The 26,266-nt window shown below is 73.1% G+C and carries 21 protein-coding genes; 7 read left to right on the top strand and 14 right to left on the bottom strand.

The window, feature by feature from the left end:
* Positions 1 to 62 precede the first annotated feature (62 nt).
* Positions 63 to 941 (top strand): MaoC/PaaZ C-terminal domain-containing protein, encoded by an 879-nt coding sequence (locus ACFQQI_RS11785; RefSeq protein ID WP_378562866.1) that lies wholly within the window; start codon positions 63 to 65, stop codon positions 939 to 941.
* A gap of 11 nt (positions 942 to 952) precedes the next feature.
* Here the strand turns inward: ACFQQI_RS11785 and ACFQQI_RS11780 are convergent, their stop codons facing one another.
* The 3 genes from ACFQQI_RS11780 to ACFQQI_RS11770 form a co-directional block, all read right to left on the bottom strand.
* On the bottom strand, positions 953 to 1,780 hold the full coding sequence (locus ACFQQI_RS11780; protein WP_378562864.1) for an alpha/beta hydrolase: 828 nt from the start codon (positions 1,778 to 1,780) through the stop codon (positions 953 to 955).
* Positions 1,781 to 1,812: 32 nt separating this feature from the next.
* On the bottom strand, positions 1,813 to 2,637 hold the full coding sequence (locus tag ACFQQI_RS11775; RefSeq protein ID WP_378562862.1) for an alpha/beta fold hydrolase: 825 nt from the start codon (positions 2,635 to 2,637) through the stop codon (positions 1,813 to 1,815).
* Positions 2,638 to 2,715: 78 nt separating this feature from the next.
* Positions 2,716 to 5,463 carry an AAA family ATPase gene (locus tag ACFQQI_RS11770; protein ID WP_378562860.1) on the bottom strand — a complete coding sequence of 916 codons (2,748 nt, stop codon included), beginning with the start codon at positions 5,461 to 5,463 and terminating at the stop codon, positions 2,716 to 2,718.
* A gap of 65 nt (positions 5,464 to 5,528) precedes the next feature.
* Here ACFQQI_RS11770 and ACFQQI_RS11765 point away from each other — a divergent pair, with 65 nt between their 5' ends.
* Positions 5,529 to 6,338, top strand: a complete 810-nt coding sequence (locus tag ACFQQI_RS11765) for an alpha/beta fold hydrolase (protein ID WP_378562858.1) — start codon at positions 5,529 to 5,531, stop codon at positions 6,336 to 6,338.
* A gap of 81 nt (positions 6,339 to 6,419) precedes the next feature.
* Here the strand turns inward: ACFQQI_RS11765 and ACFQQI_RS11760 are convergent, their stop codons facing one another.
* Entirely contained in the window at positions 6,420 to 9,140 is a 2,721-nt protein-coding gene (locus ACFQQI_RS11760; protein WP_378562855.1) for an AAA family ATPase, read from the bottom strand.
* A gap of 78 nt (positions 9,141 to 9,218) precedes the next feature.
* Between ACFQQI_RS11760 and ACFQQI_RS11755 the strand changes: the two genes are divergently transcribed.
* Positions 9,219 to 11,624 carry an ATP-binding cassette domain-containing protein gene (locus ACFQQI_RS11755; RefSeq protein WP_378562852.1) on the top strand — a complete coding sequence of 802 codons (2,406 nt, stop codon included), beginning with the start codon at positions 9,219 to 9,221 and terminating at the stop codon, positions 11,622 to 11,624.
* 4 nt (positions 11,625 to 11,628) lie between these two features.
* Here the strand turns inward: ACFQQI_RS11755 and ACFQQI_RS11750 are convergent, their stop codons facing one another.
* Together ACFQQI_RS11750 and ACFQQI_RS11745 are read right to left on the bottom strand one after the other, a co-directional pair.
* Complete coding sequence (locus ACFQQI_RS11750) at positions 11,629 to 12,837, bottom strand: DUF480 domain-containing protein (protein WP_378562849.1); 1,209 nt, start codon at positions 12,835 to 12,837, stop codon at positions 11,629 to 11,631.
* A 30-nt stretch (positions 12,838 to 12,867) separates the two neighbouring features.
* A complete protein-coding gene (locus ACFQQI_RS11745; protein WP_378562846.1) occupies positions 12,868 to 13,380 on the bottom strand; it encodes a 2'-5' RNA ligase family protein in 513 nt (170 codons plus the stop codon).
* A 22-nt stretch (positions 13,381 to 13,402) separates the two neighbouring features.
* On the opposite strand from ACFQQI_RS11745, the gene ACFQQI_RS11740 reads away from it, so the two are divergent.
* Both ACFQQI_RS11740 and ACFQQI_RS11735 read left to right on the top strand, forming a co-directional pair.
* Positions 13,403 to 14,131 carry a dienelactone hydrolase family protein gene (locus ACFQQI_RS11740; RefSeq protein WP_378562843.1) on the top strand — a complete coding sequence of 243 codons (729 nt, stop codon included), beginning with the start codon at positions 13,403 to 13,405 and terminating at the stop codon, positions 14,129 to 14,131.
* A 52-nt stretch (positions 14,132 to 14,183) separates the two neighbouring features.
* The gene (locus ACFQQI_RS11735) at positions 14,184 to 14,636 is read left to right on the top strand and encodes a DUF1203 domain-containing protein (RefSeq protein WP_378562840.1); all 453 of its coding nucleotides are present in this window, start codon (positions 14,184 to 14,186) and stop codon (positions 14,634 to 14,636) included.
* Here the strand turns inward: ACFQQI_RS11735 and ACFQQI_RS11730 are convergent.
* The 6 genes from ACFQQI_RS11730 to ACFQQI_RS11705 all read right to left on the bottom strand — a co-directional run bounded on the left by ACFQQI_RS11730 (position 14,633) and on the right by ACFQQI_RS11705 (position 21,383).
* Positions 14,633 to 16,723, bottom strand: a complete 2,091-nt coding sequence (locus ACFQQI_RS11730) for an acyltransferase family protein (RefSeq protein WP_378562837.1) — start codon at positions 16,721 to 16,723, stop codon at positions 14,633 to 14,635. The two genes, ACFQQI_RS11735 and ACFQQI_RS11730, sit on opposite strands and share 4 nt — an antisense overlap.
* A gap of 68 nt (positions 16,724 to 16,791) precedes the next feature.
* A complete protein-coding gene (locus ACFQQI_RS11725; protein ID WP_378562834.1) occupies positions 16,792 to 17,955 on the bottom strand; it encodes a lipid-transfer protein in 1,164 nt (387 codons plus the stop codon).
* Positions 17,952 to 18,329 carry a MaoC family dehydratase gene (locus tag ACFQQI_RS11720; RefSeq protein WP_378562831.1) on the bottom strand — a complete coding sequence of 126 codons (378 nt, stop codon included), beginning with the start codon at positions 18,327 to 18,329 and terminating at the stop codon, positions 17,952 to 17,954. Before ACFQQI_RS11720 ends, ACFQQI_RS11725 begins: the two co-directional genes overlap by 4 nt.
* Positions 18,326 to 18,700 carry a Zn-ribbon domain-containing OB-fold protein gene (locus ACFQQI_RS11715; RefSeq protein ID WP_378562828.1) on the bottom strand — a complete coding sequence of 125 codons (375 nt, stop codon included), beginning with the start codon at positions 18,698 to 18,700 and terminating at the stop codon, positions 18,326 to 18,328. The genes ACFQQI_RS11720 and ACFQQI_RS11715 overlap by 4 nt, the downstream gene beginning before the upstream one ends.
* 8 nt (positions 18,701 to 18,708) lie before the next feature.
* On the bottom strand, positions 18,709 to 19,212 hold the full coding sequence (locus tag ACFQQI_RS11710; RefSeq protein ID WP_378562825.1) for a MaoC family dehydratase N-terminal domain-containing protein: 504 nt from the start codon (positions 19,210 to 19,212) through the stop codon (positions 18,709 to 18,711).
* Positions 19,209 to 21,383 (bottom strand): acyl-CoA dehydrogenase, encoded by a 2,175-nt coding sequence (locus ACFQQI_RS11705; RefSeq protein WP_378562822.1) that lies wholly within the window; start codon positions 21,381 to 21,383, stop codon positions 19,209 to 19,211. The genes ACFQQI_RS11710 and ACFQQI_RS11705 overlap by 4 nt, the downstream gene beginning before the upstream one ends.
* A gap of 89 nt (positions 21,384 to 21,472) precedes the next feature.
* Here ACFQQI_RS11705 and ACFQQI_RS11700 point away from each other — a divergent pair, with 89 nt between their 5' ends.
* Positions 21,473 to 22,375, top strand: a complete 903-nt coding sequence (locus ACFQQI_RS11700) for an alpha/beta fold hydrolase (RefSeq protein WP_378562818.1) — start codon at positions 21,473 to 21,475, stop codon at positions 22,373 to 22,375.
* On the opposite strand, the gene ACFQQI_RS11695 is transcribed toward ACFQQI_RS11700, so the two are convergent.
* Positions 22,341 to 23,744 (bottom strand): wax ester/triacylglycerol synthase family O-acyltransferase, encoded by a 1,404-nt coding sequence (locus ACFQQI_RS11695; protein WP_378562815.1) that lies wholly within the window; start codon positions 23,742 to 23,744, stop codon positions 22,341 to 22,343. The two genes, ACFQQI_RS11700 and ACFQQI_RS11695, sit on opposite strands and share 35 nt — an antisense overlap.
* A 120-nt stretch (positions 23,745 to 23,864) precedes the next feature.
* Here ACFQQI_RS11695 and ACFQQI_RS11690 point away from each other — a divergent pair, with 120 nt between their 5' ends.
* Positions 23,865 to 25,106 carry an alpha/beta hydrolase fold domain-containing protein gene (locus tag ACFQQI_RS11690; RefSeq protein WP_378562812.1) on the top strand — a complete coding sequence of 414 codons (1,242 nt, stop codon included), beginning with the start codon at positions 23,865 to 23,867 and terminating at the stop codon, positions 25,104 to 25,106.
* A 413-nt stretch (positions 25,107 to 25,519) separates the two neighbouring features.
* On the opposite strand, the gene ACFQQI_RS11685 is transcribed toward ACFQQI_RS11690, so the two are convergent.
* A partial coding sequence (locus tag ACFQQI_RS11685) for an IS3 family transposase (RefSeq protein ID WP_378562807.1) occupies positions 25,520 to 26,266 on the bottom strand: 747 nt, incomplete at its 5' end.

Raw genomic sequence — 26,266 nt, 5'->3', positions numbered from 1 at the left:
GTGGTTGAGGAGGTTGCGCTAGCAACCGTCTCGAAACCACCGTTCCCCGACAGGAGACCTGAGTGCCCATCGATCCCGACGTCGCGATCGGCGCCGAGCTCGGCTCGACCGAATTCTCGTGGAGCCAGAGCGACGTGCTGCTCTACCACCTCGGCATCGGCGCGGGCTCGAGGCCGGGCGACAACCTGTCGCCCGCCGCGCTCCGCTACACCCTCGACGGCCCGGACCTCCATGTGCTGCCGTCCTTCGGCGTGGTCGCTCCGACCTTCCACGCCACCGACCCGCCGCCGCTCGACCTGCCCGGTTGCGACATCAACCTGGCCCAGGTCGTGCACGGGTCGCAGTCGATCTCCGTGGCCGGGCCGATCCCCCCGTCCGGCTCGGCCACGGTCTCCACCCGGATCAGCGAGATCTGGGACAAGGGCAAGGCCGCCGTGATCTGGCAGGAGGGCACCGCCACCTCGCCCGACGGCGAGCGGCTCTGGACCACCCGCTCGTCCATGTTCGTTCGAGGCGAGGGCGGCTGGGGCGGCGACCGCGGCTCGTCCGAGCCCGTCGAGCTGCCCGACCGCGCCGCGGACACGGACACGACGTACGACGTGACGCCCCAGCAGGCGCTGCTCTACCGGCTCTGCGGCGACCGCAACCCGCTGCACGCCGACCCCGAGTTCGCGAAGGCGGCCGGCTTCCCCGCCCCGATCCTGCACGGGCTGTGCTCGTACGGCGTCGTGCTGCGCACCCTGACGGACGAGCTGCTCGACGGAGACTCCGCGAAGGTCGGCGGCTTCGGCGTGAAGTTCGCCGGCGTGGTCTTCCCCGGGGAGACGATCCGCATCCGGGGCTGGCGTGAGGACGACCGCATCGTCGGCTCGGCCACCGTTGCCGGCGGCGAGCGCGACGGTGCGGCCGTCCTCGGCGACGTCGTGCTGACGCTCGCCTGACCGCTACGGCGTCAGGCGGCGGCCCACGGCCGGTCCGTGCGGGCGTGGTCGAGCGCCCAGTCGAGCGCCAGGTCGGCCACCGCCTCCCAGCCCGGTGCCGCGCAGGTCCAGTGGTCGCGGCCTTCGAGCTCCTGGTACTCGGTGACGGCCGGCGACTTCTTGTAGTGCTTGAAGTTCGACTTGTTCACCGACGGCGGCATGATGTGGTCCTTCTCCCCCGCGATGAAGAGCAGGGGCGCCCGGTCGGCGTCGTAGTCGACCCAGGTGTCCTGGTGGCCCGGCTTGAAGTTCGCGAACAGGCCGAACTCCCAGACCCAGTTGCCCGGGGCGGCGATCGCGTACCGCTCCCAGACCTTGCGCGACTCCTCCTCGGTGAGGGTGTTGGTGAAGGCGTAGTGGAACTCCTCGGCGGTGAACCCGACCGCCTTGTGCCGGTTGGCGGGGTTCTTCAGCGCCGGGAAGAGCGACTTCACCTGGGAGACCGGGTTGACCCGGACGCCCTCGGTCGGCGCGGAGTCGACGACCACGCCGACCGAGCCGAGGCCGCGCGCCAGCAGCAGCTGCGTCAGCGTGCCGCCGAACGAGTGCCCCATGATGATCGGCGGCGTCGCCACCGACTCGACCACGGAGGCGAGGTGGTCGACGACCTCGGGGACGGTCTGGTTGGCGATGACGTCGGGGTTCTCCCGCAGCGCCTCGACCTCGATCTCGAAGCCCGGGTACGCCGGCGTGAGCACGGTGAAGCCCTTGGCCTCGTAGTACGACACCCAGCCCTCCCAGCTGCGTGGCGTCATCCAGAGGCCGTGGACGAGGACGATGGTGTCCGGACGGTCGGTCATGATGTCTCCTCGGGTGGTGGGACGGCTGTCGGTCAGCCGTCGATGAAGGCGAGCAGGTCGGCGTGCAACCGGTCGCGGTCGGTGTCGGGCAGCGCGTGCCCGCTGCCCTCGTAGACCTTCAGCTCGGCGCCGTCGATGAGGTCGGCCGAGCGCATCCCGCCGACCTCGAACGGCACGATCTGGTCGTCGTCGCCGTGGATCACGAGCGTCGGGACGTCGATCTTCTCGAGGTCCGGGCGGAAGTCGGTGGCCGAGAAGGCCGCGATGCACTCGTACGCCGCCCGGTGCCCGCACGCCATCGACTGCAGCCAGAAGGCGTCCCGGAACCCCTGCGCGACGTCGCCGCGCCGGTTGTGCCCGAAGAACGGCCCGTCCGCAAGGTCGCGGTACAGCTGGGAGCGGTTGGCCCGCTCCCCCGCCCGGATGCCGTCGAAGACCTCGATGGGCAGGCCGTCCGGGTTGTCGTCGGTCCGCAGCATCAGCGGCGGCACCGCGCTGACCAGCACGAGCCTCGCGACGCGGGCGGTGCCGTGGCGGCCGACGTAGTGGACGATCTCGCCCCCACCGGTCGAGTGCCCGACGAGCGTGAGGTCGTGCAGGTCCAGCTTCTCGATCAGGCAGGCCAGGTCGTCGGCGTACGTGTCCATCTCGTTGCCGTGCCAGGTCTGGCTCGAGCGGCCGTGGCCGCGGCGGTCGTGGGCGATGACCCGGTGGCCGTGCTCGGCGAGGAAGAGCGCGGCGGCCTCCCACGCGTCGGCGTTCAGGGGCCAGCCGTGGCTGAGGATGACCGGGGTCCCGTCGGTCCCGAGGTCCTTGTAGAAGATCTGTGCGCCGTCGTCGGCGGTCACGTGCGGCATCGCGGGCTCCTTTGCTCGATGGGTAGGACGAGCGTCGCGGCGGAGGCGGGAGCGCGGACCACGTGAACCTCGTAGTCGTCAGTGCCCGAGGCCGTCGAGCCGGTCGGTGAGCTGGCGGCGTGAGGAGATCCCGAGCTTCTGGAAGACCTTCCGCAGGTGGTAGTCGACGGTGTTCGGGCTGATGAAGAGCTGCGCGCCGATCTCCGCGTTCGTGTTGCCCTCGCCGGCCAGGCGGGAGATCGAGAGCTCCTGGGGGGTGAGCGCGTGGTGGGGCGCCGGTCCCGTGGCGTCGACGGCGGCACCGGTCGCCTCCAGCTCGGCCCGGGCGCGCGGCAGGAACATGTCGGCCCCGGCCTGCTCGAGCACCGCGTGGGCCAGCGCCAGCTGACGGCTCGCCTCCGCCCGGCGCCGCACGCGGCGCAGCCACTCCCCGTAGAGCAGGTGCGTGCGACCGAGGTCCACCCGCGCCGTGGTGCCGTCCAGGTGGTCCAGGGCGGCGAGGTAGTGCTGCTCGGCCTCCTCGGGCGGAGCGACGAGCGCCCGTGAGCGGGCCGCGAGCCCCGCGCACCACGCCGACCCGTTGACCCCGGCGCGCCCCTCGAGGTCGGCGACGTAGCGGGCGGCGACCTCGGGCCGGTCGGTGCGCGCCGCCGCCTCGACGAAGTCCGGGAAGTACGTCGGGCCGACCTGGAGGAACGACTCCTCCACCAGCGGCAGCAGCTTGTCGTAGGCGTCGCGGTACTGGCCCTCGGCGAGGTCGCGGGTGGCGAGGGTGGCGACCGCCGCCGCCCAGACGCCGCCGAACCCGACGGCTCCGGCGCCCTCGCCGATGGCATGGACGAGCTCGCGCGGGTAGTCGGTCCAGGCCATCACGGACGCGTTGATGACGTTCTCGGCGTCGTACCCCATGACCCGCCGCACCTCGCGGACGTGCTCGACGTCCTCCACGGCCCGGCGCACGGTCCCGCCCCAGAGCTCGGAGAGCGACGAGACCCAGAGGAGCGCGTCGAGGTTGTTGAGCGCGCCCGCCTGCCGGGCCGCGACGGACGCGCGGTCCAGGAGGTCGCGGCGACCGCCGTCGTCCCAGAGGAACGTGCCGAGGGAGCCGATGGCCGACGCCATGCCGGCCAGCTGGTGGTCGGGGAGCTTCCCGATCTCGTCGAACGCCGCGCGCACGAGCGGCACCGCCTCGGCGTACGGCAGCAGCATGAGCGCGCCCATCCCCGTCAGCATGGTCGCGTAGGCGCCGTCCGCGGACGCCGCCGCGGCGGTGAGGCGGCGGCCGAGCTCGGTCGGGGTGATGCCCTCGGCCCGGCGGTCGGCGGTCATCAGGAACTGGAAGGCCTGGAGCAGCGCGTCCTGCTCGCGCGCCGGGTCGCGGCCGTGGAAGTGGTCGGCGGCCTCGACGAGCAGGCTCGAGCAGCGGGCCAGCATCGTTGCATCGACCGTGAACATGGCGAGCTGGCACTCGACCCGGATGATCCGGCCCCGGAGCATCGGATCGGTGCTGTCCCGGGCGATCGCGTCGAGGTGCGCCCGGGCGGTCTGGGCGGCGCCGACCCCGAGGGCGGCCTCCGCGGCGCCGACGAGCCGCGCCGACCGCAGCGGCCCCGGCCCCGTGAGCTCGGCGGCCCGCGCCAGCAGCGTGGAGCGCGAGGCGAGGCCGCCGCGCGCAGCGGCCAGGTCGGCGGCGCGCTCGAGCCGGTCGGCGACCGCCGGGTCCACCCCGAGCGTCGCGCGTGCGGCATGCCACGCCTCGAGCTCGACCAGCCCGAGCGACGTGGCCGCCTCGGCGAGCGCGCGGTGCACGCGGCGACGCTCGGCGCCGGTGGCCGCGTTGTAGACGGCGGAGCGCACCAGCGGGTGCCGGAAGCGCACCGACTCGTCGAGCTCCACCAGGCCGGCCACCTCCGCGAGGTCGCCGGTCTCCGCGTCGATGCCGAGCACCTCGGCCGCCGCCCGGACGAGTACGACGCTGCCGCTGGTGTCGGCCGCCGCGAGCAGCACCCACTCCTGCACGCGCGGACCGGCCGCGCGCACCCGGCGTACGTAATGACCTTCCAGCCGGCGCCCGATCGGCACCGGGTCGACGCTCAGGCCGACCGCGCTCAGCCGGTCCGAGGAGAGCTCCTGCGCGAGGTCGATGAGCGCGAGCGGGTTCCCGCCGGTCGCCTGGGCGATCTGGGTGGCGGCCGCCGGGTCGACGGGGTCGGGCAGGGCCCGGGTGAGCAGCCCGACCGCCGCGTCGGGCCCCAGGCCGTCGACGAGCAGGTCGCGGACCCCACTGAGCCGGGCTCGGACGTCGTTCTCCTCGCGCGCCGCGAACAGCAGCCCGACGGGCTCGACCTCGATGCGGCGCGCCACGAACGCGAGCACCTCGAGGCTCTCCTGGTCGAGCAGGTGCGCGTCGTCGATCGCACAGACGATCGGCTCGACCTCCGCTGCGGTCGCGAGCAGCCCGAGGACGCCGAGACCCACGAGGAAGCGGTCCGGCGCCGGGCCCTCGGCGACGCCCGCGGCGATCCGCAGCGCGTCCTGCTGGCGCGCCGGCAGCTCGTCGACGTGGTGGCGCAGCGGGATCGCGAGCCGCTGCACGCCGGCGTACGGGATCGTCGACTCGGCCTCGTGGCCGTCCAGGCGGAGGAGTCGCACTCCGGCAGCGCGGGACACAGCGTCGTCGAGGAGGGCGGACTTGCCGATGCCGGGCTCCCCCAGCAGGAGCAGCGCGCCGCCCTGCCCGTTGCGGGCGCGGCCGATCAGCTGCGTCAGGTGGCGCTGCTCGGACTCCCGGCCGAGCAGGCCCGACGTCATGACTACGTGGCTCACGTGGTCCACCGCCCCGCGCGGACCGCGAAGCATCGACGGCGTCCGATCCGATCCAGGAGGCACCCATGAACTCCAGACTCACCCGGTTGGCGGCCGCGACCGCGCTCGTCGCGCTCGCGTCGCTGACCGTCGCCCCCGCCCACACGGCCACCGCGCCGGCGGCCGACCGCGCGGCGAAGCCGACCATCGTCCTCGTGCACGGAGCGTTCGCCGACTCCAGCGGCTGGGAGGCCGTCTCGGAGCGGCTCAGCGCCCGCGGCTACCCGGTCGTCGCCTTCTCCAACCCGCTGCGCGGGCCGATCTCCGACGGCGAGTACTTGCGCCAGTTCCTCTCGACGATCGAGGGCGACGTGGTCCTCGTCGGCCACTCGTACGGCGGCGCCGTGATCACCAACGCCGCCACCGGCAACCCCCATGTGCAAGGCCTCGTGTACGTCGCGGCGTACGCGCCGGCCGCGGGCGAGAGCGTCGCCGCGGCCAACGAGCTCGGCGGCGGGCACACCGCGGTGACGAAGCACCTCATCGTGCGCCCGTACCCCGGCGCGCCCGAGGGCGACGGCGACGCCTACATCGACCCGGCGTGGTTCCACCGCCTGTTCGCCCAGGACCTCACCCGGAAGCAGACCGACTTCATGGCGACCACGCAGCGACCCGGTGCCCTCGCCGCGCTGGTGACGCCGTCCGGCGAGCCGGCCTGGAAGACGATCCCGAGCTGGTACCTCGTCGCGAAGCAGGACCGGATCATCCCGCCGGAGGCGGAGCGGGCGATGGCGAAGCGCGCCGGCGCGAAGACCGTCGTGATCGACAGCTCGCACGTCGCGATGATGAGTCACCCGAAGGCGGTCACGGCCCTGATCCGCAAGGCCGCCCGCTGAGCGACCCACCCTCCGTCGGTCCATACCGGGAACGCTGCCAGCGCCGCGGCGTTCCCGGTATCGGACGACTGACGTAGATGCCTACGTCGAGACCGGTACGACGTCGCGCAGCTGTCCCCGCGAGGTGACACCGAGCTTCGGGAACGCGTTGTAGAGGTGCGTCGACACGGTTCGCGGCGAGAGGTACAGGGCGGCGGCGATCTGCGGGTTCGTCTTGCCTGACGCCGCGAGCCGCACCACCTCGCGCTCCTGCGCGGTGAGGTCGGCCCAGGCCAGGGGCTCGGGTGCCGCGGTCGCGACACCCGCCGCGCGCAGCTCGGTGCGGGCGAGGTCCTGCCAGGCCGGCGTGCCCAGGCGGACGAAGGTCTCCAGCGCGGACTGCAGCTGGAGGCGCGCCTCGGCCTGGCGATGGCGGCGGCGCAGCCACGCGCCGTACTCGAGCTGGGCGTTGGCGAGGTCGAACGGCCACTGCCGGGACATCGGCTCCCGGACCGCGGCGAGGTGCCACGGCTCGGCGTCCTCCCCCGCCAGCAAGGCCCGGGCCCGCGCGAGGTGCAGCTGGTGGTACGGGCCGTCCCCGAGGCGCTGCTCGGCGACCGCCACGACCCGGGCCAGCTCCTCGGTGGCGCCCGCGCGTGTCGCGGTCGCGGCGTAGTGGCCGAGCTCGCGGTAGCTGATGTGCGGGTGGCGGGGCTCGCCGTCGTCGTCGAAGATCCACCGGATCTCGTGCCAGGCCCCCTGGACGTCGCTCTCGGCGAGGCGCACCCAGGACATCGTGACCCGGACGATCACCTCCAGCGCGATCGCCTCGCCGACCGCGGTCTCCTGGAGCACCCGGCCGCACAGCTCGCGTGCTCGGTCGACGTCGCCGCGGATGGCGGCCGCCCTGGCCTGCACCTCGTAGGCGTCGACCATGGCGTACGACTGGTTGCGCGACTCCGCGATGTCGAGCACGAGCCGGCCGGCCTGGTCGACCGCGTCGTAGTCGCCGACGGCGAACTGGACGAGCGCCAGCGCCGACAGCGTCTGGGTCATCTGGCCGGGCTGGTCGGCGCGCCGCATCATGTCGAGGGACCGCTCCAGGCGCTCGATCGCGACGGCCGGCTCGTCGAGGAGCCACGCCGTCGCCCCGAGCAGCATCTCGTTCCCCGCAGCGACCTCCGGGATGTCGTCGAGCACGGGCGCCTCGCGCACGAGCGCCACCAGGTCCGGCGGTCGACCGATCGGATCGACCTGCATCCGGACCCACGCCCGGGCCGCGGGGATGATCGGCGGGACCCGATCGGGCGGGAGCGCCTCGACCGCCCGCTCGTAGACCTCCAGCCACCGCTCCACCTCGCCGTCGTCCCAGCCGGACCGGTAGGCCAGCACCGCCAGGGTGGTGAGCGAGCTCCACCCCAGGTTCAGGTCGACGTCGCGCAGCAGGCCGAGCACCTCGACCAGCTGCCGCCGGGCGGCACTGGTCCGCTCCGTCTGGGCGAGGGCGTACGCCGCGAGGTGGGCGGCCCGCGCCTGGATCGCCGGGTCCTCGCTCTCCGCCTGCAACCGGATCCCGACCCGAGCGGCCCAGTCGAAGTGTCCGGCCCCGGTGTGGATGTGGGTCGCGCCCAGGAGCCGCCGGTGCCGATCGGTGGGCTCCACGCTCAGCTCGGAGGCCCGCATCATCAGCCGGGCCGCCTCGACGCTCGCACCACGCCTCAGGGCCAGCTCGGAGGCCGCGTCGAGAGCGTGGGCCACCGCCTCGTCCGGGACCACGGTCGACTCGGCGCGGTGCCACGCCTGGCGCTCGGGGTCGCCGTCGTACGCCGTCGCGAGGTCGGCGTGCGCGGCCGATCGGTCGGCCGCGGAGGCGAGCGCGTACGTCGCCGAGCGCACCAGCGGGTGGCGGAACCGCACGGCGTGGTCGGTCACGACCACCAGCCCGGCGGCCTCGGCGGGTGCCAGCGCGGCCAGCAGCGAGTCGGGCTCGACCACCTGCCCCAGCACGCGCAGGTCGCCGCCGCCGGCGGCCGCGAGGAGCAGCACGTGGAGCGTCGGCCCCGGCAGCGCGCCGAGCTGCTCGCGGAACGCCGTCTCCACGCTCGACGGGACCGCGTCGTTGCCCGCTCCGGACGCCGCGGCGCGACCGAGCTCCAGCAGCGCGAGCGGGTTGCCGGCCGCGCGCTCGAGCACCGACGGCAGCGCGAGCGAGTCGAGCCGGAGCCCGGCGTGCCTGAGCAGCGCCCTCGCGTCGGCATCGGCGAGCGGCCGCAGCGCCACCTGGGGGTGTCGGCGCAGCGGCTCCGGAGCGGAGTCGCCGCGAGCCGCGACGAGCACGGAGGCGTTCGAACCGGCCAGGCGATGGGCCAGGAACCCGAGCACCGACAGCGAGCTCTCGTCGCACCACTGCGCGTCGTCGACGACCAGCAGCACGGGTTGGGCGTCACTGGTGCGCTCCAGCCAGGCGAGGACCTCGAGCCGCAGCCGCAGCGGGTCGACCGCGGCCGGCCGCGACGGCGTGGGCAGCACGAGGTCGAGGACGTCCTCGGCCCCGGGAGCGGCGGAGAGCAGGTCGACGAGCACCCCGAACGGCAGGTCGCGCTCACCGTCGTGACAGGTCAGGGACAGCACGAGGCGTCCCTCGGCGGCGTACGCCCGCGCGGCGACGGCGAGCACCGAGGTCTTGCCCGCCCCGGGGATGCCGGTGACGACCGCCGTCCGGCTGCCGGAGTCGAGCAGGCTGCGCAGGGTCGCCAGGGTCTGGTCCCGACCGACCAGCCCGTCCAGCTCCCCTGCCCAGAACCCGCTCCCTCGGGCGCTCACGGCAGCAGCGTAGGGCCACGGACACCGCTGTGGGAGCGCTCTCAAGAGACGGACCGGGCGAATGGGTACGGAGCCGACGTGCCTGACGATGCAACCGACCACTTCGTGCGTGTCCGGGGCGCCGGCGAGCACAACCTCCGCAACGTCGACGTCGACATCCCGCGCTACGCGCTGGTCGCCTTCACCGGCGTCTCCGGGTCCGGGAAGTCCTCGCTCGCGTTCGGGACGCTCTACGCCGAGGCCCAGCGCCGCTACTTCGAGTCGGTCGCGCCGTACGCCCGCCGCCTGCTGCACCAGGTGGGCGCACCGCACGTGCAGGAGATCACCGGCCTGCCGCCGGCGGTGGCGCTGCAGCAGCGGCGTGGCGCCCCGAGCTCGCGCTCGACGGTGGGCACGATCACCACGCTCTCCAACCTGCTGCGGATGCTCTACTCGCGGGCCGGCACCTACCCCCGGGGAGCCGAGCGGCTCGAGGCCGAGGCCTTCTCCCCCAACACCGTCTCCGGTGCCTGCCCGCGCTGCCACGGGCTCGGCGAGGTCCACGACGTCGCCGAGGACCTTCTCGTGCCGGACCCGTCGCTGACCATCCGCGAGGGCGCCATCGCCGCGTGGCCGGGCGCCTGGCAGGGCGCCAACCTGCGCAGCGTCGTGGCCGGCCTGGGCATCGACATCGACAGGCCGTGGCGCCGACTGCGGAGGAAGGACCGCGACTGGCTGCTCTACACCGACGAGCAGCCGTCGGTCCTCGTCGAGCCCGAGCGGGACCGGGTCGACTACGGCTACCACGGCACCTTCTGGAGCGCCCGCAAGCACGTCATGCACGTGCTCGCCGACTCGAAGAGCGAGCGAATGCGTGAGCGGGCGCTGCGGTTCGTCCGCAGCGTCGAGTGCCGCGAGTGCCACGGGAGCGGGCTGCGACCCGAGGCGCTCGCCGTGACCTTCGCCGGGCGGACGATCGCCGACGTCAACCAGATGTCGCTCATCGGCGTCGTCGATCTCCTCCGGCCCGCGGCCGACCTGTCCGAGGCCCGCGCCGCCACGTCGAGCGCCGACTCCGGCGAGCAGACCGAGGTGGCGGTGCGGATCTGCGCCGACCTCGTCGCCCGGATGACGGTGCTGCTCGATCTCGGCCTGGGCTACCTCAGCCTCGGCCGCTCCTCGACGACCCTGTCGCCCGGTGAGGCGCAGCGCCTGCGGATCGCCACCCAGCTGCGATCCGGGTTGTTCGGCGTCGTCTACGTGCTCGACGAGCCCTCCGCCGGCCTGCACCCGGCCGACGCGGAGCCGTTGCTCGACGTCCTCGACCGCCTGAAGGCGTCCGGGAACTCTCTCTTCGTCGTCGAGCACGACCTGGACGTCGTACGCCGCGCCGACTGGGTCGTCGACATCGGCCCGGGTGCGGGCGAGGGCGGCGGACGAGTGCTCTACAGCGGCCCGGTCGCCGGCCTCGAGGAGGTCGAGGCCTCGGCCACGGGCCACCACCTCTTCGGGCGCGCGCAGCCGGTCGAGGGCCGCGGCCGCGACCCGCAGGGCTGGCTGCACCTGCGCGGCGTGAGCCGCCACAACCTGCAGGGCGTCTCCGTCGAGGTGCCGTTGTGCGTGCTGACCGCGGTCACGGGAGTCTCCGGGTCCGGGAAGTCCACGCTTGTGACGCAGGTGCTCGCCGAGGAGGCGGTCGACGACTTCGACCGGCTGGTCCTCGTCGACCAGCGACCGATCGGCCGCACCCCGCGGTCCAACCTGGCGACGTACACCGGGATGTTCGACGCCGTGCGCCGGCTCTTCGCCGCTACGGACGAGGCTCGCGCACGCGGCTACACGGCCGGTCGGTTCTCCTTCAACGTCGCCGAGGGCCGCTGCGAGACCTGCCAGGGCGAGGGGTTCGTCGCGGTCGAGCTGCTGTTCCTGCCCGGCACCTACGCGCCGTGCCCGGCCTGTCACGGCGCGCGCTACAACGACGAGACGCTCGAGGTCACGTGGCACGGCAGGAACATCGCGGAGGTGCTGGCGATGTCGGTCGACGACGCCGCGAAGCTCCTCGCCGAGGTCCCGGCTGCCGCGCGCGCCCTCGAGACCCTCCGCGACGTCGGCCTCGGCTACCTGCGGCTCGGCCAGCCGGCCACCGAGCTCAGCGGCGGCGAGGCCCAGCGCATCAAGCTCGCGAGCGAGCTCCAGCGCGCTCACCGCGGCCACGCCCTCTACCTGCTCGACGAGCCCACGGCGGGGCTGCACCCCGCCGACATCGCCCTGCTCCTCCAGCAGCTGCACCGGCTCGTCGATGCCGGCAACACGGTCGTCCTGGTCGAGCACGACCTCGACACGATCGCGTCGGCCGACTGGGTCATCGACCTCGGCCCCGGCGGTGGGGACGCGGGCGGGCGCGTGGTCGCCACCGGCCCTCCGGCCGAGGTCGCCACGGCGCCCGGAAGCGCCACCGCGCGGTACCTCGCCCGCCGGCTCCGGCGCGACGGGACCGGCCGCTAGGAGATCACGACGGCTTGCGCGCCACGACGTACAGCCGCTCGCTCGCCTCGCCCCGGTGCTCGAGCGCACCGCGGTGGTACCACTCGACGTCGACCAGCCCCGCGGCCCGCACGAGCGCGACGACGTCGGCGTGCTCGTGGAACACGAAGTCGAGGTCGATCGGTACGTCGAACCAGTCGTCGTGGTGGCGCACCTCTGCGCCGGCGTGCAGGGCGACGACCAGCCAGCCGCCGGGGGCCAGCGGCCGCGCCAGCGCCTCCACCGCGGCGGGCACCTCGGACGCCGCGAGATGGATCAGCGAGTACCACGCGAGCACGGCCGACCAGCCCGGCGCGGACGTCGGCCGCATCAGCCGGCGCAGGTCGCCGACCTCGTAGGCACCGTCGGGGTAGCGCCGCCGCGCCTCCTCGACCATCCCCTGCGAGAGGTCGATGCCGGTGGCGTCCGCGCCCGCCTCGGCGAGGTACGCCGTGACGTGGCCGGGCCCGCAGCCGACCTCCACGACCGGCCCGCCGTCGGCGTGCCCGGCCACGCGGTCGAGCAGCCAGGTCTCGAACGGCAGCGCGCGGAGCTCCTCGACGAGGTGGTCGGCGTACGCCCCGGCGACCGCGTCGTACGACGAGCGCACCCGGGCGTCCCGCGCGTCGCCGCCCGCGGCGAGCACGCTGTCCCGGTCGACGGCGGGCGCGGCGGGCGCCGCGGCACCCTCCGTCGGCAGGTCGCCGAGCAGATGCACCCAGCGGCTGTCGCGATCCCCGCTGCGCCGTGGCAGCTCGCGGACCAGGCCGCGCTCGGCCATCCCGCGCAGCGTGTCCTCGACGGCACCCCGGTCGGCGAACTGGTGCAGCCGCTCGGTGCGGGTCCGCAGCTCGCCGGGTGCCTGCGGGCCGCGGAGCAGCAGCACGGTCACGAGCGCTCGCTCGTCGTCGGCCAGCCCGAGCGCCTCGTCGAGCGTCTGGTGGTACTTCAGCGTGCGCCGTCCGGTGTCCGACCAGACGATCCGGAGCAGCCCCTTCTCCTTGAGCCGGCGGCCGACCTGCTCGACGACCTGCTCGTCGTAGTCGGTCACGGGTTCGCGGCTGTTGGACTGGTTGCACGCGGTGCGCAGGGCGTTCATGGTCAGCGGGTAGGACGCCGGCACGGTCACCTGCTTCTCGAGCAGGCTGCCGAGGACCCGCTGCTCCTCGGGATCCAGGACGGGGAGGTCGGTCACGCGTCAGACCGTACCGATCCGGGGCCGCGGCTACGAGCGTGCCTGCGCGACGGTCGTGACCCGACCGCGGTCCGGGTCCCACCGGCGGAGCTCCGTGAGCGTGAGCTCGACGTCGGCGTACCCGAGCGCGTCGACCGCTCGCTGCGCGTCGGCGCGGGCGACCCTGCGGGCGAGCGTGACGTGGGGCGACCAGCCGGCGTGCTGCCGGCCGGGCACCTGCACCCGGACGGCGAGCACGCGGCGTACGACGTCGTCGGCGATGTCGACCGCACGCGCGATCGTCAGCCGCTCGCCGCCGAGGAGCAGCAGCCCGGCGGCTCGGGCGCGCACGGGGAGCAGGCTGCCGAGCCGCGCGTGGGCGACGTCGACGGCGTCCTCCGGCAGCTCGGGCGCCGACACCACGGTGATGTGCGGGGTCTGGTGGGCGCCGGGGTGGTCGAGCATCGACGGCAGGCCGGCGTCGCGCAGCGCCTGCCAGTCCCGCAGGAGCGCCTCCCGACCCTCGTCGTCGGGGACCATCTCGAGAGCGTGGAGCTTCGGCACCGGTCCACAGTAGATTCCGCCCATGGCGCTCCCGGACAGCTGGACGCAGGGCGAGCACGCCGCCGACGGGGTCACGCACCCGACGTACCGCAAGGGCAGCGGCCCCGGCGTGATCATCATCCACGAGATCCCGGGCCTGACGCCCGAGGTGGTCGGGTTCGCCGAGGAGGTCGTCGGCGCGGGCTTCACCGTCGTGCTCCCGCACCTGTTCGGCACGCCCGGGCGGCCGATGTCGGCGGGGTCCGTCGCGTCGGTGCTGCCGAAGGTCTGTGTCAGTCGCGAGTTCACGACGATGGCGACCGGCCGGACCTCGCCGGTCGCGGGCTGGCTGCGCAGCCTGGCCCGCTCGCTGCACGAGGAGCTCGGCGGACCCGGCGTCGGCGCGGTGGGGATGTGCTTCACCGGCGGCTTCGCGCTCGCGATGATGGTCGACCGGTCGGTGGCCGCGCCGGTGCTCGCCCAGCCGTCGCTGCCCTTCGCGGTCGGACGTCGGCGCGCGGCTGACCTCAACCTCTCCCCCGCCGACCTCGCCGACGTGCGCGCCCGCGCTGCGGGCGGCTGCCAGGTGCTCGGGCTCCGCTACCGCAAGGACCCTGCCGTCGGCTCCCGCTTCGACACGCTCAGCAACGAGATCGGCGACGCGTTCATCCGGGTCGAGCTCGACGGCAAGGGCCACTCCACGCTGACCGAGCACCGCCAGCAGCACGCGGTCGACCGGGTGTTGGCGTTCTTCGGCGAGAAGCTGCGCTAGCCGCGTCCGATTCCCGCCAGAACGAGATCGGAGGGCCGCCGAGGATGGCGGCATGGACATCACCATCCACGCCCTGCCCACCGCCGTCCTCGAGCAGATGCGCGGCACCGACCCCGTGCTTCCGGTCGAGCGCGTCGTCGCCGCGGGCCGCGAGCCGTTGCGCTGCTGCCTGCGCGGCGCACGGGACGGCGAGGCCCTCCTGCTCGCGGGCTACGAGCCGCCGCTGCCCGCGTCGCCGTACGTCGAGAAGGGTGCCGTGTTCGTGCATGCCGAGCCGTGCGACGGCCCGGCTGACGACGGATACCCGCGTGACTGGGTCCGGTGGCCCCAGGTCCTCCGCGCGTACGACGAGCGCGGCTGGATCCACCCGGCGACGCGGGCGCACGACGGCACGGACCCGGCGGCCGAGCTCGCCGCGGTGCTGGCGGAGCCCGGCGTCGTGGTCGTGCACAGCCGCAACGTGGCGTACGGGTGCTACATGTTCGCGGCTGCCCGAGCGTCCTAGCCGACGTCGAGCCCGTCGAAGGCGCCGGTGTCGAGCAGCGCCTGCCAGATCTCGTCGCTGTGCAGGTCGAGCGCCTTGGGCGCGTAGTGCTTGCGGTCCTTCCAGACCGGGACGTCGCCGGTCATCGGGTCGCAGACCGGGGCTGCGGGGCACATGATCGGGTTGACGTTGACCGTGTAGACGTCGGGGTGCATCGCGGCCGCCGCCTGGTAGAAGCCGTCGGTGGGCGGCGACTGGATCGGCACCGGCACCCGGCACTGGGCGAGGTCGGTCGCGGTGGCGAGGCACTCCAGCGGCGCGTCCTGGTCCCACGGGACGCTCAGCATGCTGTCGATGATCAGCGCGCGGGAGCCGGCGTCGGTCACGGCCGCGAGCGTGTCGTCGATCGTGCGCACGAGCCGCTGCTCGAGCGTCTCCCCCGGCACGTCCTTGACGCTGCGCAGGTGGTCACGCCACGAGTCGGTGTCGCGGGCGATCTGCGACAGGATGACGAGGTCGACGTCGGTGTTCGGGATGACGTCGTGGAACGTCTCGTCGCGGACCTCCGCGCAGCGCTCCTGGGTGGCCTTGTCGTCGAAGGCGTTGTAGACGCCCAGCTGCCACGGACAGCCCTCCTGGAGGCTGACCGACAGCTTGAAGTCGTGCTGCCGGGCGAGCTTCGCGAGCGTGGGCGCGATCATCCGGGCGTGTGAGTCGCCGACGAGCATCACGTGCGGCCCGTCGCGGTCGACGATCACGCAGTTGTCCGCGTCGTCGAGCGTGCAGGTCGTGTCGTCGGTGCCGCGGTCCTCGACGTACTCCTCCCAGTCGACGCTCGGGACCGGCCCCTCCTGGTTGGACCCCGAGCCCGCCAGCGAGACCGCCCCGGTCGTGGCGAGCGCCGGGCGGTGGTCGGACCGCAGCAGGCCGGGCACGACCGTGAACGCCACGAGCACGCTGAGCGCCACCCCGACGGCGACGACGGGCCAGGTGATCGGCTGGAGCAGCGGCGACCGCCGGATCGGCTGCTCGAGCACCGAGTAGGACAGCGCCGCCAGCGCGGTCGCGAGGACGCCCGCGAGGCCGACCAGGGCCAGCGGCCCGACGTCCAGGAGCGCGCCGAAGAGGATGATCACCGGCCAGTGCCACAGGTAGGTGCCGTAGGAGATCTTCCCGAGGTACGCCGGGGTCGGCCGGGCCAGCGCTCGTGCCACGAGGCCCTGCTCGGAGCCCATGAGGCCGAGGATCAGCGAGACGGCCGCGACCGTGGCCAGCAGGCCGCGCCACGACGGCGTGACGTCGACCAGCCCGGACGCGACCACCAGCAGGCAGACCAGGGAGACGCCCGCGACCAGGCCGAGGCCCGGTCCGCGCGGCCGGAACCGGGACCGGAGCAGCAGCGCCGCCAGCACGCCGGCGAGCAGCTGGTAGAGCCGGGCACCGGTGCCGTAGTAGGCCTGGGTCGCGTCGATCGTCGCCCACACGACCTGGGCCACCACCGACGCCGCGAAGAGGACAGTGATGCCGATCAGCGTGGCGCGCCGCCACGACCGCTCGAGCCGCGCCAGCAGGAGCAGCACCAGCGGGAACGCGACGTAGAACTGCTCCTCGACCGAGAGCGACCAGAAGTGCAGGAACGGGCTGTGGTCGACGCCCTCCGCGAAGTAGTCGTTCTCCTGCGCAAGGAAGCGCCAGTTGGAGAAGTACAGCAGCGCGCTCTGGGCGTCCCCGACCAGCGGCACCCGCCGCACGCTCGACAGCACCAGCACGGACGCCGCGGACGTCGCGACCACCACGACGACGGCCGCGGGGAGCAGCCGGCGCACGCGCCGCGCGTAGAACCGGCCGAGCCGGATCGTGCCGGTGCGGCCGACCTCCTCCAGCAGGATGCTCGAGACCAGGAAGCCGGAGAGAACGAAGAAGAGGTCGACGCCGACGAAGCCGCCGGACACCGCGCCCACCCCGCAGTGGAAGGCGAGCACCAGGTAGACCGCGATCGTCCGCACGCCGTCGAGCGAGGCGTGGTGGCCCCACCCGGTCGGGTCGTCGACCGGCGCCGCGGGGTCGGCGACGGGCGTGTGCGCCGCCGGGGCCGTGGTCACAGACATCACCCAGAACCCTAGGCGCGCGACCCGACGCGTCGGAATCCGACACGGCGGTGAGCCGCGCTACATCGTCAGACGGACAGGACCAGACCGCTGGTCGGCACGCCGGTGCCGGCCGTCACGAGCACGTGCTGCACGTTGTCGACAGGGTTGACCGACGTGCCGCGCACCTGCCGGACCCCCTCGGCGATGCCGTTCATGCCGTGGATGTACGCCTCGCCGAGCTGGCCCCCGTGGGTGTTGAGCGGCAGCTTCCCGCCGATCTCGATCGCCCCGTCGGCGACGTACCCGGGCGCCTCCCCGCGCCCGCAGAAGCCGAGCTCCTCGAGCTGCATGAGGACGTACGGCGTGAAGTGGTCGTAGAGGATCGCCATCTGCATGTCGTCGGGGCCGAGCCCGGACTGCCGCCACAGCTCGCGGCCGACCACGCCCATCTCGGGGATGCCGATGTCCTGGCGGTAGTACGACGTCATCACGAACTGGTCGACGCCGCTGCCCTGCGCCGCCGCGGAGATGTACGCCGGCCGCTGAGCGAGGTCGCGCGCCCGCTCCGCCGAGACGATGACCAGCGCCACGGCGCCGTCGCTCTCCTGGCAGCAGTCGAGCAGGTGCAGCGGGTCGACGATCATCCGGGAGGCCTGGTGGTCCTCGAGCGTGATCGGCCGCTCGTGGAAGAACGCGTTCGGGTTGGTCGCGGCGTGCCGCCGGTCGGCGACCGCCACGCGCCCGAAGTCCTCCGAGGTCGCGCCGTACTCGTGCATGTAGCGCCGCGCCTGCATCGCCACCGTCGCGGCGGGCGTGCCGAGGCCCATCGGGTAGGTCCACGCGTTGTCCAGGCCGTTCGTGTTGACCTGGGTCGCGGCGGCCACGGAGACCTGGCCGAACCGGCTGCCCGAGCGCTCGTTGAAGCCGCGGTAGGCGACCACGCAGTCCGCCACGCCGGTGGCGACCGCCATCGCCGCCTGCTGCACGGTCCCGCAGGCGCCGCCGCCGCCGAAGTTGATCCGGCTGAAGAAGCGCAGCTCCCCGCAGCCGAGCTCGCGGGCCAGCGCGATCTCCGAGGAGGTGTCCATGGTGAACGTCGTGAACCCGTCGACGTCCGCGGGCGTCAGCCCGCAGTCGGCGAGCGCGTGCTGCACGGCCTCGACGGAGAGCTGGAGCTCGGAGCGGCCGGACGCCTTGGAGAACTCGGTCGCGCCGATGCCGGCGATCGCGGCCTTCCGGTACAGGCTCATGCGACCACCTTCACGGTGCCGGTCACGTGGTCGCCGACGGAGACCCGGCCGACCACCGAGATCGTCGCGATGCCGTCCTCGACCGACTCGACCGTGCCGCTGAACGTCAGCGTGTCGTAGGGGTGGGCCGGCGCGCCGAGCCGGATCGCGATGCCCTTGAGCTCGGTGTCGTGACCGGCCCAGTCGACGACGAACTTCTCGACCAGCCCGTTGGTGGTGAGGATGTTCATGAAGATGTCCTTCGACCCCGCCGCCTGGGCGACGTCGCGGTCGTGGTGGACGTCCTGCCAGTCCCGGGTCGCGATCGCGGTGCTCACGATCGTGGTCGGCGTCATCGGCAGCGACCACTCCGGGATCACGTCTCCAGCCTTCATGCTCGCCTCCAGATCGGCAGGGTCAGCTCGTCGTCGACGCGGTTCCAGTCCACCCGCAGCCGCATCCCGATCTCGATCTCGTCGTCCGCCACGTCGGCGACCTCGCCGACCATCCGGACGCCCTCGTCGAGCTCGATCAGCGCGATCACGATCGGCAGCTCCTTGCCCGGCACGGGCGGGTGCCGGTGCACGACGTACGAGAAGACCGTCCCGGTGCCCGCCGCGACGACGTGGCCGCGGTCGAGCGCGCCGCAGTCGGGGCAGGCCGGCCCGGGTGGGAACCGGAGCACGCCGCAGGCGTTGCACTTCTGCACGCGCAGCTCGCCGGCCGCCGTACCGTCCCAGAAGAACCGGGAGTCCAGCCCGATCATCGGCCGGATCATGACTTCTCCCGCGGGATGAACTTGAGCACCCGGAAGAGCATCGTCGCGACCTTCTCGTCGCCCACGTACCAGGTGTTTCGCGACGTCACGAAGTAGCCCACGCCCATCCCGGTGCTCTTCGGACCGGCGACCGACTCCAGGGCACTGGTCACGCGCAGCCGCTCGCCGACCCGCAGGTAGCGGTCGTACGACTGCTCGCAGTTCGTCCCGAGCACCGCGGTGAAGCCCTCGCGGTCCAGCACCCCCATCATCCGGCTGAGCGGGTCGTGCTCGGGGCGCCGCCGCCCGAGGCCGGGCATCGTCCACACCTGCGCCATCGACGGCGGCGCCTCGCCCTTGCGGAAGCGCTCGTTGTCGTAGCCCATCGCGTCCAGCCAGGTGCCGATCGTCGGCTGGTTGACCTCGTACGGCGCCTCCGACTCGGCGGCCTCGCCGAGCGCCTTGATGCGCTCGGCCTCGGCCATGATCCGGTCGTGGCGCTCGTCGGTCCCGCCGCTCATCGGGGCACCCTCGGCAGCCCGAGGCCGAACATCGCGATCAGCTCGCGCTGCACCTCCTGCACGCCACCGCCGAAGGTGAGGACGAGGTTCCGCTTGGACTGTCCGTCGAGATAGGTCATCAGCTGGTCGGTCTCCTGGTCCGATGGGTCACCGTAGCGGTGCACGATGTCGACGAGGTCGGCGGCGAGGTGCTGCACCTGGTCGGCCGCGAAGACCTTGGACGACGATGCGTCGCCGACCGAGATGTCCCCCTCCGCCGCGGCGCGGGCGACCTCCCAGTTGAGCAGCTCGTTGACGCGGAAGACGGTGGTGACCTCGCCCATCACGCGGCGTACGTCGGGCCGGTCGACGACCCCGGCCTTCGTGGCCCAGTCCGCGACCCGGTCGCGCAGGCCCTCGAGCCGGCCGGCGGGGCCGAGCATGACGCGCTCGTGGTTGAGCTGGGTGGTGATCAGCTTCCAGCCCTGGTTCTCCTCCCCCACGAGCATGTCGACCGGCACCCGGACGTCGTTGTAGTACGTCGCGTTGACGTGGTGCGCCCGGTCGGCCGTGATGATCGGCGTGAACGAGTAGCCCGGATCCTTCGTGTCGACGATGAGGATCGAGATGCCCTTGTGCTTCGGGGCGTCCGGGTCGGTGCGCACCGCGAGCCACACGTAGTCGGCCTGGTGGCCGCCGGTGGTCCACAGCTTCTGCCCGTTGACCACGTAGTGATCGCCATCGCGCTTCGCGGTGGTGCGCAGCGACGCGAGGTCGGTGCCGGCGTCGGGCTCGGAGTAGCCGATCGCGAAGTGCACGTCGCCCCGGAGGATCCGCTCGAGGAAGAGGTCCTTCTGCTTCTCGGTGCCGTACCTGATCAGCGTCGGGCCGACCGTCTGCAGCGTGACGGCGGGCAGGTGGACGTCGGCCCGCTGCGCCTCGTTGGCGAAGATCGTCTGCTCGATCTCGCCGAGGCCGTGCCCGCCGTACTCCTTCGGCCAGCCGACGCCCATCCAGCCGTCGGTGCCCATCTGCCGCACCACGCGCTGGTAGGTCTCGCCGTGCCGGTCGAGCGCCATGTCGCGGTGCTCGTTGCCGTCGGCGAGGCCGGTGAAGTACTCACGCAGCTCGGCCTTGAGCGCGCGCTGCTCGGTGGTGAGCTCGAGGTTCTTGGTGGTCGGGTCCTCGACGTGCACGTGCTCGGCCTGGGTGCCGAGCGCGTGGGTGATGTCGGTGACCCACGAGGAGTAGCGGTGCATCGGGTAGGTGATGTCGACGCCCATGCCGCCGTGCAGGTGGTGGCAGGTGCGCATCGCCTGCGGGGCCTCGTGGCAGGTCCAGTACGCCGCGACCGCGAGGTCGTCGGCCGCGTCGAGGCCCTGGGCGATCCGCCAGGCGGCGTTGTCGGCCGCGAGGTCGATCGTGCGCGACGCGATGTAGACGTCGGCGATCTGCATCGCCACGGCCTGGAACTCCGCGAGCGCGCGGCCGAACTGGGTGCGGCCCTTGATGTACTCCGCCGTGAGGTCGCGGGCGCCGGCCACGACGCCGGCCGCGGTCAGGCAGAGGCCCGCCGTCGCGAGGTCCGTCAGGATCCGCGCGGCGTCGGCACCCGGGAGCAGCTCGGCGGGCGCGCCGTCGAGCACGACGGTGTGCTGGGTGGTGCCGAGCGACGAGTGCGACTCGAGCAGCTCCACGCCGGGCCCGCTCGGGTCGACGAGCGCCACGACCTCGCGGTCGGCCTCGGTCGCGGTCACGAGCAGGCGGGCGGCGCGGTCGGCGTACGTGACCCCGACCTTGCGCCCGCTGACCCGCCCGTCGGCGTACGTCGTGGCAGCGGTCGCCCCCACGACCTCGCGCAGCGCCGGCGTCAGCACCGTGTCGCCCGTGGTCACGCCCCGCAGCAGCGCCTGCTGGTCCGGCGAGCCGGCGGCCGCGATCGTCAGCACGCCGCAGCACAGCGTCTCCCAGATCGGCAGCTGGATCGCCCGGCGGCCGGACTCGCGCAGCAGCACGCCTACCTCGCCGAGGCCCAGGCCCTCCCCGCCCTGCTCCTCGGGCACCGGCAGCGCCAGCAGGCCCGACGACGCGAGCGCCGACCAGGTCGCGTCCTCGGTCGCCCGGTCGAGCACCTCGCGGACGACGGACCGGACGGCCTCGGCTGCCTCCTCGATGGGCTCTGTCACGTGCATCTCCTGCTGATCGTCGGGTACCCGCAGTGCGAAACTGTAACCTGTTCTACTCCAGAACGGCACGTCCGTCGAGATCGAGGACCCTCCTGATGCTGCACCCGCGCTCGCTGGTGAAGAAGCACGTCTACGTGCCCTTCGCACGGATCCCCGAGGGCCGGATGGTGGACCTGCCGGGCCGCGGGGCGACGTACGTCACCGACACCCCGGGTCCCACTCCCGACGCTCCGACCGTCGTGCTGCTGCACGCGGTCGGGTGCACCGGCCTGCTGACGTGGTTCCCGTCCATCGGGCCGCTGTCGCGACGGTTCCGGGTGGTCACGCTCGACCTGCGCTGGCACGGCCGGGGCATCCAGTCGGAGCGGTTCTCCGTGCACGACTGCGCCGACGACGTCGCCGCGCTCGTCGACGTGCTCGGGCTCGACGAGGTGATCGTGGCCGGCTACTCGATGGGCTCGGTCGTCGCCCAGCGGGTCTGGCGGCAGCACCCCGAGCTCGTCGCGGGCCTGGTGCTCTGCGCGACGACGGACCGCTTCCGCGGCACCGTGGCGGAGCGGACCTTCCACAGCGCCCTGGGGGCCGCGATGGGCGCCACGCGCGGGCTGTCCCGCTCCCGTACGGCGGTCCGCGCGGCGCGGGTCGCCGCCCGCGGCCTCGACCTGGGCACCACCGACCTGCACGACTGGGCGTTCGCGGAGTTCCGCAGCACCTCGCCGTGGGCGGTCGGTCAGGCGGTCGCCGCCCTGGGGCGCCACCACTCGCGGCCGTGGCTCTCGCGCATCGACGTGCCCACCGCCGTCGTCGTCACGCAGCGCGACCACGTCCTGCCGGCCTCGAACCAGCTCACGCTCGCCCGCCGCATCCCCGGCGCGACGATCCACGACGTCGACGCCGGCCACGCGGCGTGCGTGCTGCAGTCGGAGCGCTTCGTGCCCGCCTTCCTGGAGGCGGTGACCACCGTCAGCGCGCGGACTCGCTCGCCACAGCCGCCGTGAGCGCGGCGAGCTCGGCGGAGAACCGCGAGACGAGGTCCTCGGCGTCGGGCATCGACTCCCTGCACGCGATGACGCCGACATGGAGCCGGCCGGCGTTGGACATCACGGTGATGTTGAGGCCCGCGCCATGGAAGACCGGACCGAGCGGGTAGAGCCCGACGATCCGGCCGCCCATGAAGTAGAGGGGCACCGGCGGACCCGGGACGTTCGAGATCACCAGGTTGTGCACGACCGGGTGGCGCTCGGGCAACCGCAGGGCGGCGTACGTGCGCACGGCCAGGCCGAAGGTCCGCGGCGCCGCGAACTCGGCCCAGTCCTGGAGCGAGTCGGCGCTGATCGCCTCGTGGTGCTCCTTCGCGTGCCGGTTGCGCTCGGCCATGTCGCGGAGCCGCTCGAGCGGGTCCTCCACGTCCGTGCCGAGCCTCGCGAAGAGCGCGGAGACCTTGTTGGCGCCGGTGGAGCGTTTCGTCCCCTCCCGCACCGAGACCGGCACGGTCGCCAGGAGCGAGCTCGCAGGAAGCTCCTCGCGGTCGGCGAGGTAGGCCCGCAACGCGCCTCCGGCGAGCGCGAGCACGACGTCGTTGACCGTGGTGCCGGTGGCGTTCTTGACCTGCCGTACCTCGTCGAGGTCCAGGTCGGCCAGGCCGATCGACCGGTGGCCGGTGATCGTGCCGTTGAACGACGTGCGCGGCGCCGAGAACGGCGCTGCCATCGCGGTGCCGGCCCGGGCCCGGTTGATGGTCCTCGTGACCAGCTGCGACGTCGGCGTCACGAGGCGTACGGCGTCGAGCGGCCGCGTCACGAGGCTGACCAGGCCGCGCCCGAGCAGCTCGGCGCGGCCGGGCTCGTAGCCGCCGCGCGGCTCCTCGGACTCCACGATCGGGTCGGCCTCGGGCTCGAGGCTGCACAGGTGGGAGAGCAGGTTGGAGCCGGAGACTCCGTCGACCGTCGCGTGGTGCATCTTCAGGAACGCGACGACCTTGCCGTCGTCGTACCCCTCGATCACCCACATCTCCCACAGCGGCTGCGAGCGGTCCAGCGGCAGCCCGGCGAGGTGGCTGGCCAGCTCGACGAGCTCGGCGTATCCGCCGGGCGCCGGCAGCGCGAGCCGGTGGACGTGGTGGTCGATGTCGAAGTGGCGGTCCTGCACCCAGATCGGGTGGTCGATGCCGAGCGGCACCTTGCGCAGCTTGCGGGTGAACTCGGGCACGTCGCGCACCCGCCGCTCGAGCTCGGCGCGGAAGGCGGCGTACGAGTAGCCGTCGGGGATGGTGCTGGGGTCGAGGACGATCAGGCCGCACACGTGCATGAGCTGCGCCGGGGTCTCGAGGTAGAGGAAGCTCGCGTCGAGCCCTGACAGGCGGTCCATGGTCCCCTCTCCCCGCGCGCTCACCGGGTGGAACGCGTTCTCGTTCCACAACGAAACGTACTCGTCCCAGGACACGGGTGACCCCGCTCACCGGGAGCCGGTCGTTCTACATTGGTAGGCATGGGGTTCCTCCGCCGACAGGTCCTGACCGCCGCGCTCACCGCCAACGCGATCCGCCCGCTGCCGGGCTTCCGGGCGGCGATCCCGTCCTTCGCCGCCGGGTGGCTGACCACGGAGCTCGCCCCACACCTGATGGCGCTGACCGCCGCCGACACCGCCTCTCACGCCGTACGCCGTGGGCGACGTCGACGTCTCGGGCTGGCCCTGGCGGCGCTGAACCTCACCGGGCAGGCGTACCTCGTCGACCAGGCCCGGCGCTCCCGCAACGACGTGGAGGACGCGCTCGTCGAGGGCCTGGGCCTCGACTACGTCGAGCAGCTCGACGCGAAGCCCACGCCCGCCGAGCTCGCGACCCCGTGGCGCAAGCTCGTGAACCCGTTCCGCCTGCGCAACGCGGACGTCATCGTCGACAAGGACGTCGCCTACGCGCCCGAGCACGGCAAGCGCGGGCTGCTCGACATCTACCGGCCGGCCGCGGGCACGGACGGCCGCGCGCCGGTGCTGCTGCAGGTGCACGGCGGCGGCTGGACGATCGGCACCAAGGATCAGCAGGGCATCCCGCTCATGCAGCACCTCGCCGCGAAGGGCTGGATCTGCGTCGCGATCAACTACCGCCTCGCACCGCGCGACCCCTTCCCGGCGCAGATCGTCGACGTGAAGCGCGCGATCGCGTGGATCCGCGAGCACATCGAGGAGTTCGGCGGCGACCCTGACTACATCGCCATCACCGGCGGCTCGGCAGGCGGCCATCTCACCGCTCTCGCCGCCGTGACCGCCAACGACCCGGACTACCAGCCCGGCTTCGAGGACGCCGACACCAGCGTCGCCGTCGCCGTCCCCCACTACGGCGTCTACGACTTCGCCGGCTCCACCGGCCTGCGCAGCGCGGAGCAGATGCGCGACCGGTTCCTCGCACCGCGCGTCGTCCGCCGTACCTGGGCCGAGGCGCCGGACGTCTTCGAGGCCGGCACTCCCCTGCTCCGCGTGGGCAAGGAGGCACCCGACTTCTTCGTCATCCACGGCGCCCACGACTCCCTGGTCGCCGTCGACCAGGCCCGCCTCTTCGTGCACCGGCTGCGCGAGGTGTCCGGCGCCACCGTCACCTACGCCGAGCTCCCCGGCACCCAGCACGCGTTCGACGTCTTCCCGTCGATCCGCTCCGCCCACGTCGTACGCGCCATCGACCGGTACCTGCACTGGCACTGGAACTCCTGGCGGCGCGAGCGGACGCTCGCTGGTTGAGAGGGCGGCGCCCCCGGTGGTTGAGCTCGTCGAGACCCCGGAAGCGCGTCCGCGCGCGGTGAGTCTCGGCACCTTGCGGGTTCGTTGGGCTTGCGACCGACAGGCAGCGACGCGGCCGCCCGGTGGTTGAGGTGCGAAGGCGCCCTGGCGCCTGAGCCTCGAAACCACCACCCCTCCCGGTTACCTGCGGGTTGGTCGTCGGCACCGGTGGTCGAGCTTGTCGAGACCCCTTCAGCGCGTGCGCGCGCGGTGAGTGTGGGCACCCTGCGGGTTCGTTGGGCTTCCGACCGACAGGCAGCGACGCGGCCGCCCGGTGGTTGAGGTGCGAAGGCGCCCCGGCGCCTGAGCCTCGAAACCACCACCCCTCCCGGTTTGAACCGCCCCGGGGTTTCCGGACACTTCGTTCGGTGTCTCTACCCGGTCGGGACGAGACGGTTTCGTGCAGCGTAGTGAACTTCCTCGGCCTGGATCGGTGTCAGGTCGTCGATGGATTCGTGGGGCCGCTCGGTGTTGAACCAGTCGACCCAGGTCAGGGTCTCCAGCTCGACGTGCTCGACGCCGCGCCAGGGACCTTCGGGGCGGATGAGTTCGGTCTTGTAGATCCCGATCTGGGACTCGGCCAGGGCGTTGTCGTAGGCGTCGCCCACCGAGCCCACCGATGGGTCCACGCCGGCTTCGATGAGCCGGCTGGTGAACGCGAACGAGGTGTACTGGCTGCCCGCGTCGGTGTGGTGGACCAGCCCGGCCAGGTCGCTGATCCCGTCGCGCTGGCGGGTCCAGATGGCGTGCTCGAGACAGTCCAGGACCAGGTCGGTGGTCATCCTCGTGGCCGCCTGCCAGCCCACGATCCGGCGGGAGTAGACGTCGAAGACAAACGCGACGTAGACCGTGCCGGACCAGGTCGCGACGTAGGTGAAGTCCGCGCCCCAGAGCCGGTTCGGTGCCGGGGCGGTGAAGTCCCGGTCGACCAGATCGCCGGGCCGCACGTCGCGTGGGTCCGCGATAGTGGTGGGGATCGGCTTGCCTCGCAGTGCTCCGGACCAGCCCTGGGCAGCCATCAGACGCTCGACGGTGCACCGAGCCACCTCGTGGCCCTGTGCGCGCAGGTGGAGCCACATCTTGCGAGCGCCGAACCGGGCACGGAATCGGTGCTCGCGCGC

Origin of the sequence: Nocardioides sp. GCM10030259 (assembly GCF_042666375.1) — a bacterium.
Classification (GTDB): domain Bacteria; phylum Actinomycetota; class Actinomycetes; order Propionibacteriales; family Nocardioidaceae; genus Nocardioides.
The sequence above is the reverse complement of the archived record's forward strand: the minus strand, read 5'-3'. Positions and strand labels throughout refer to the sequence as shown.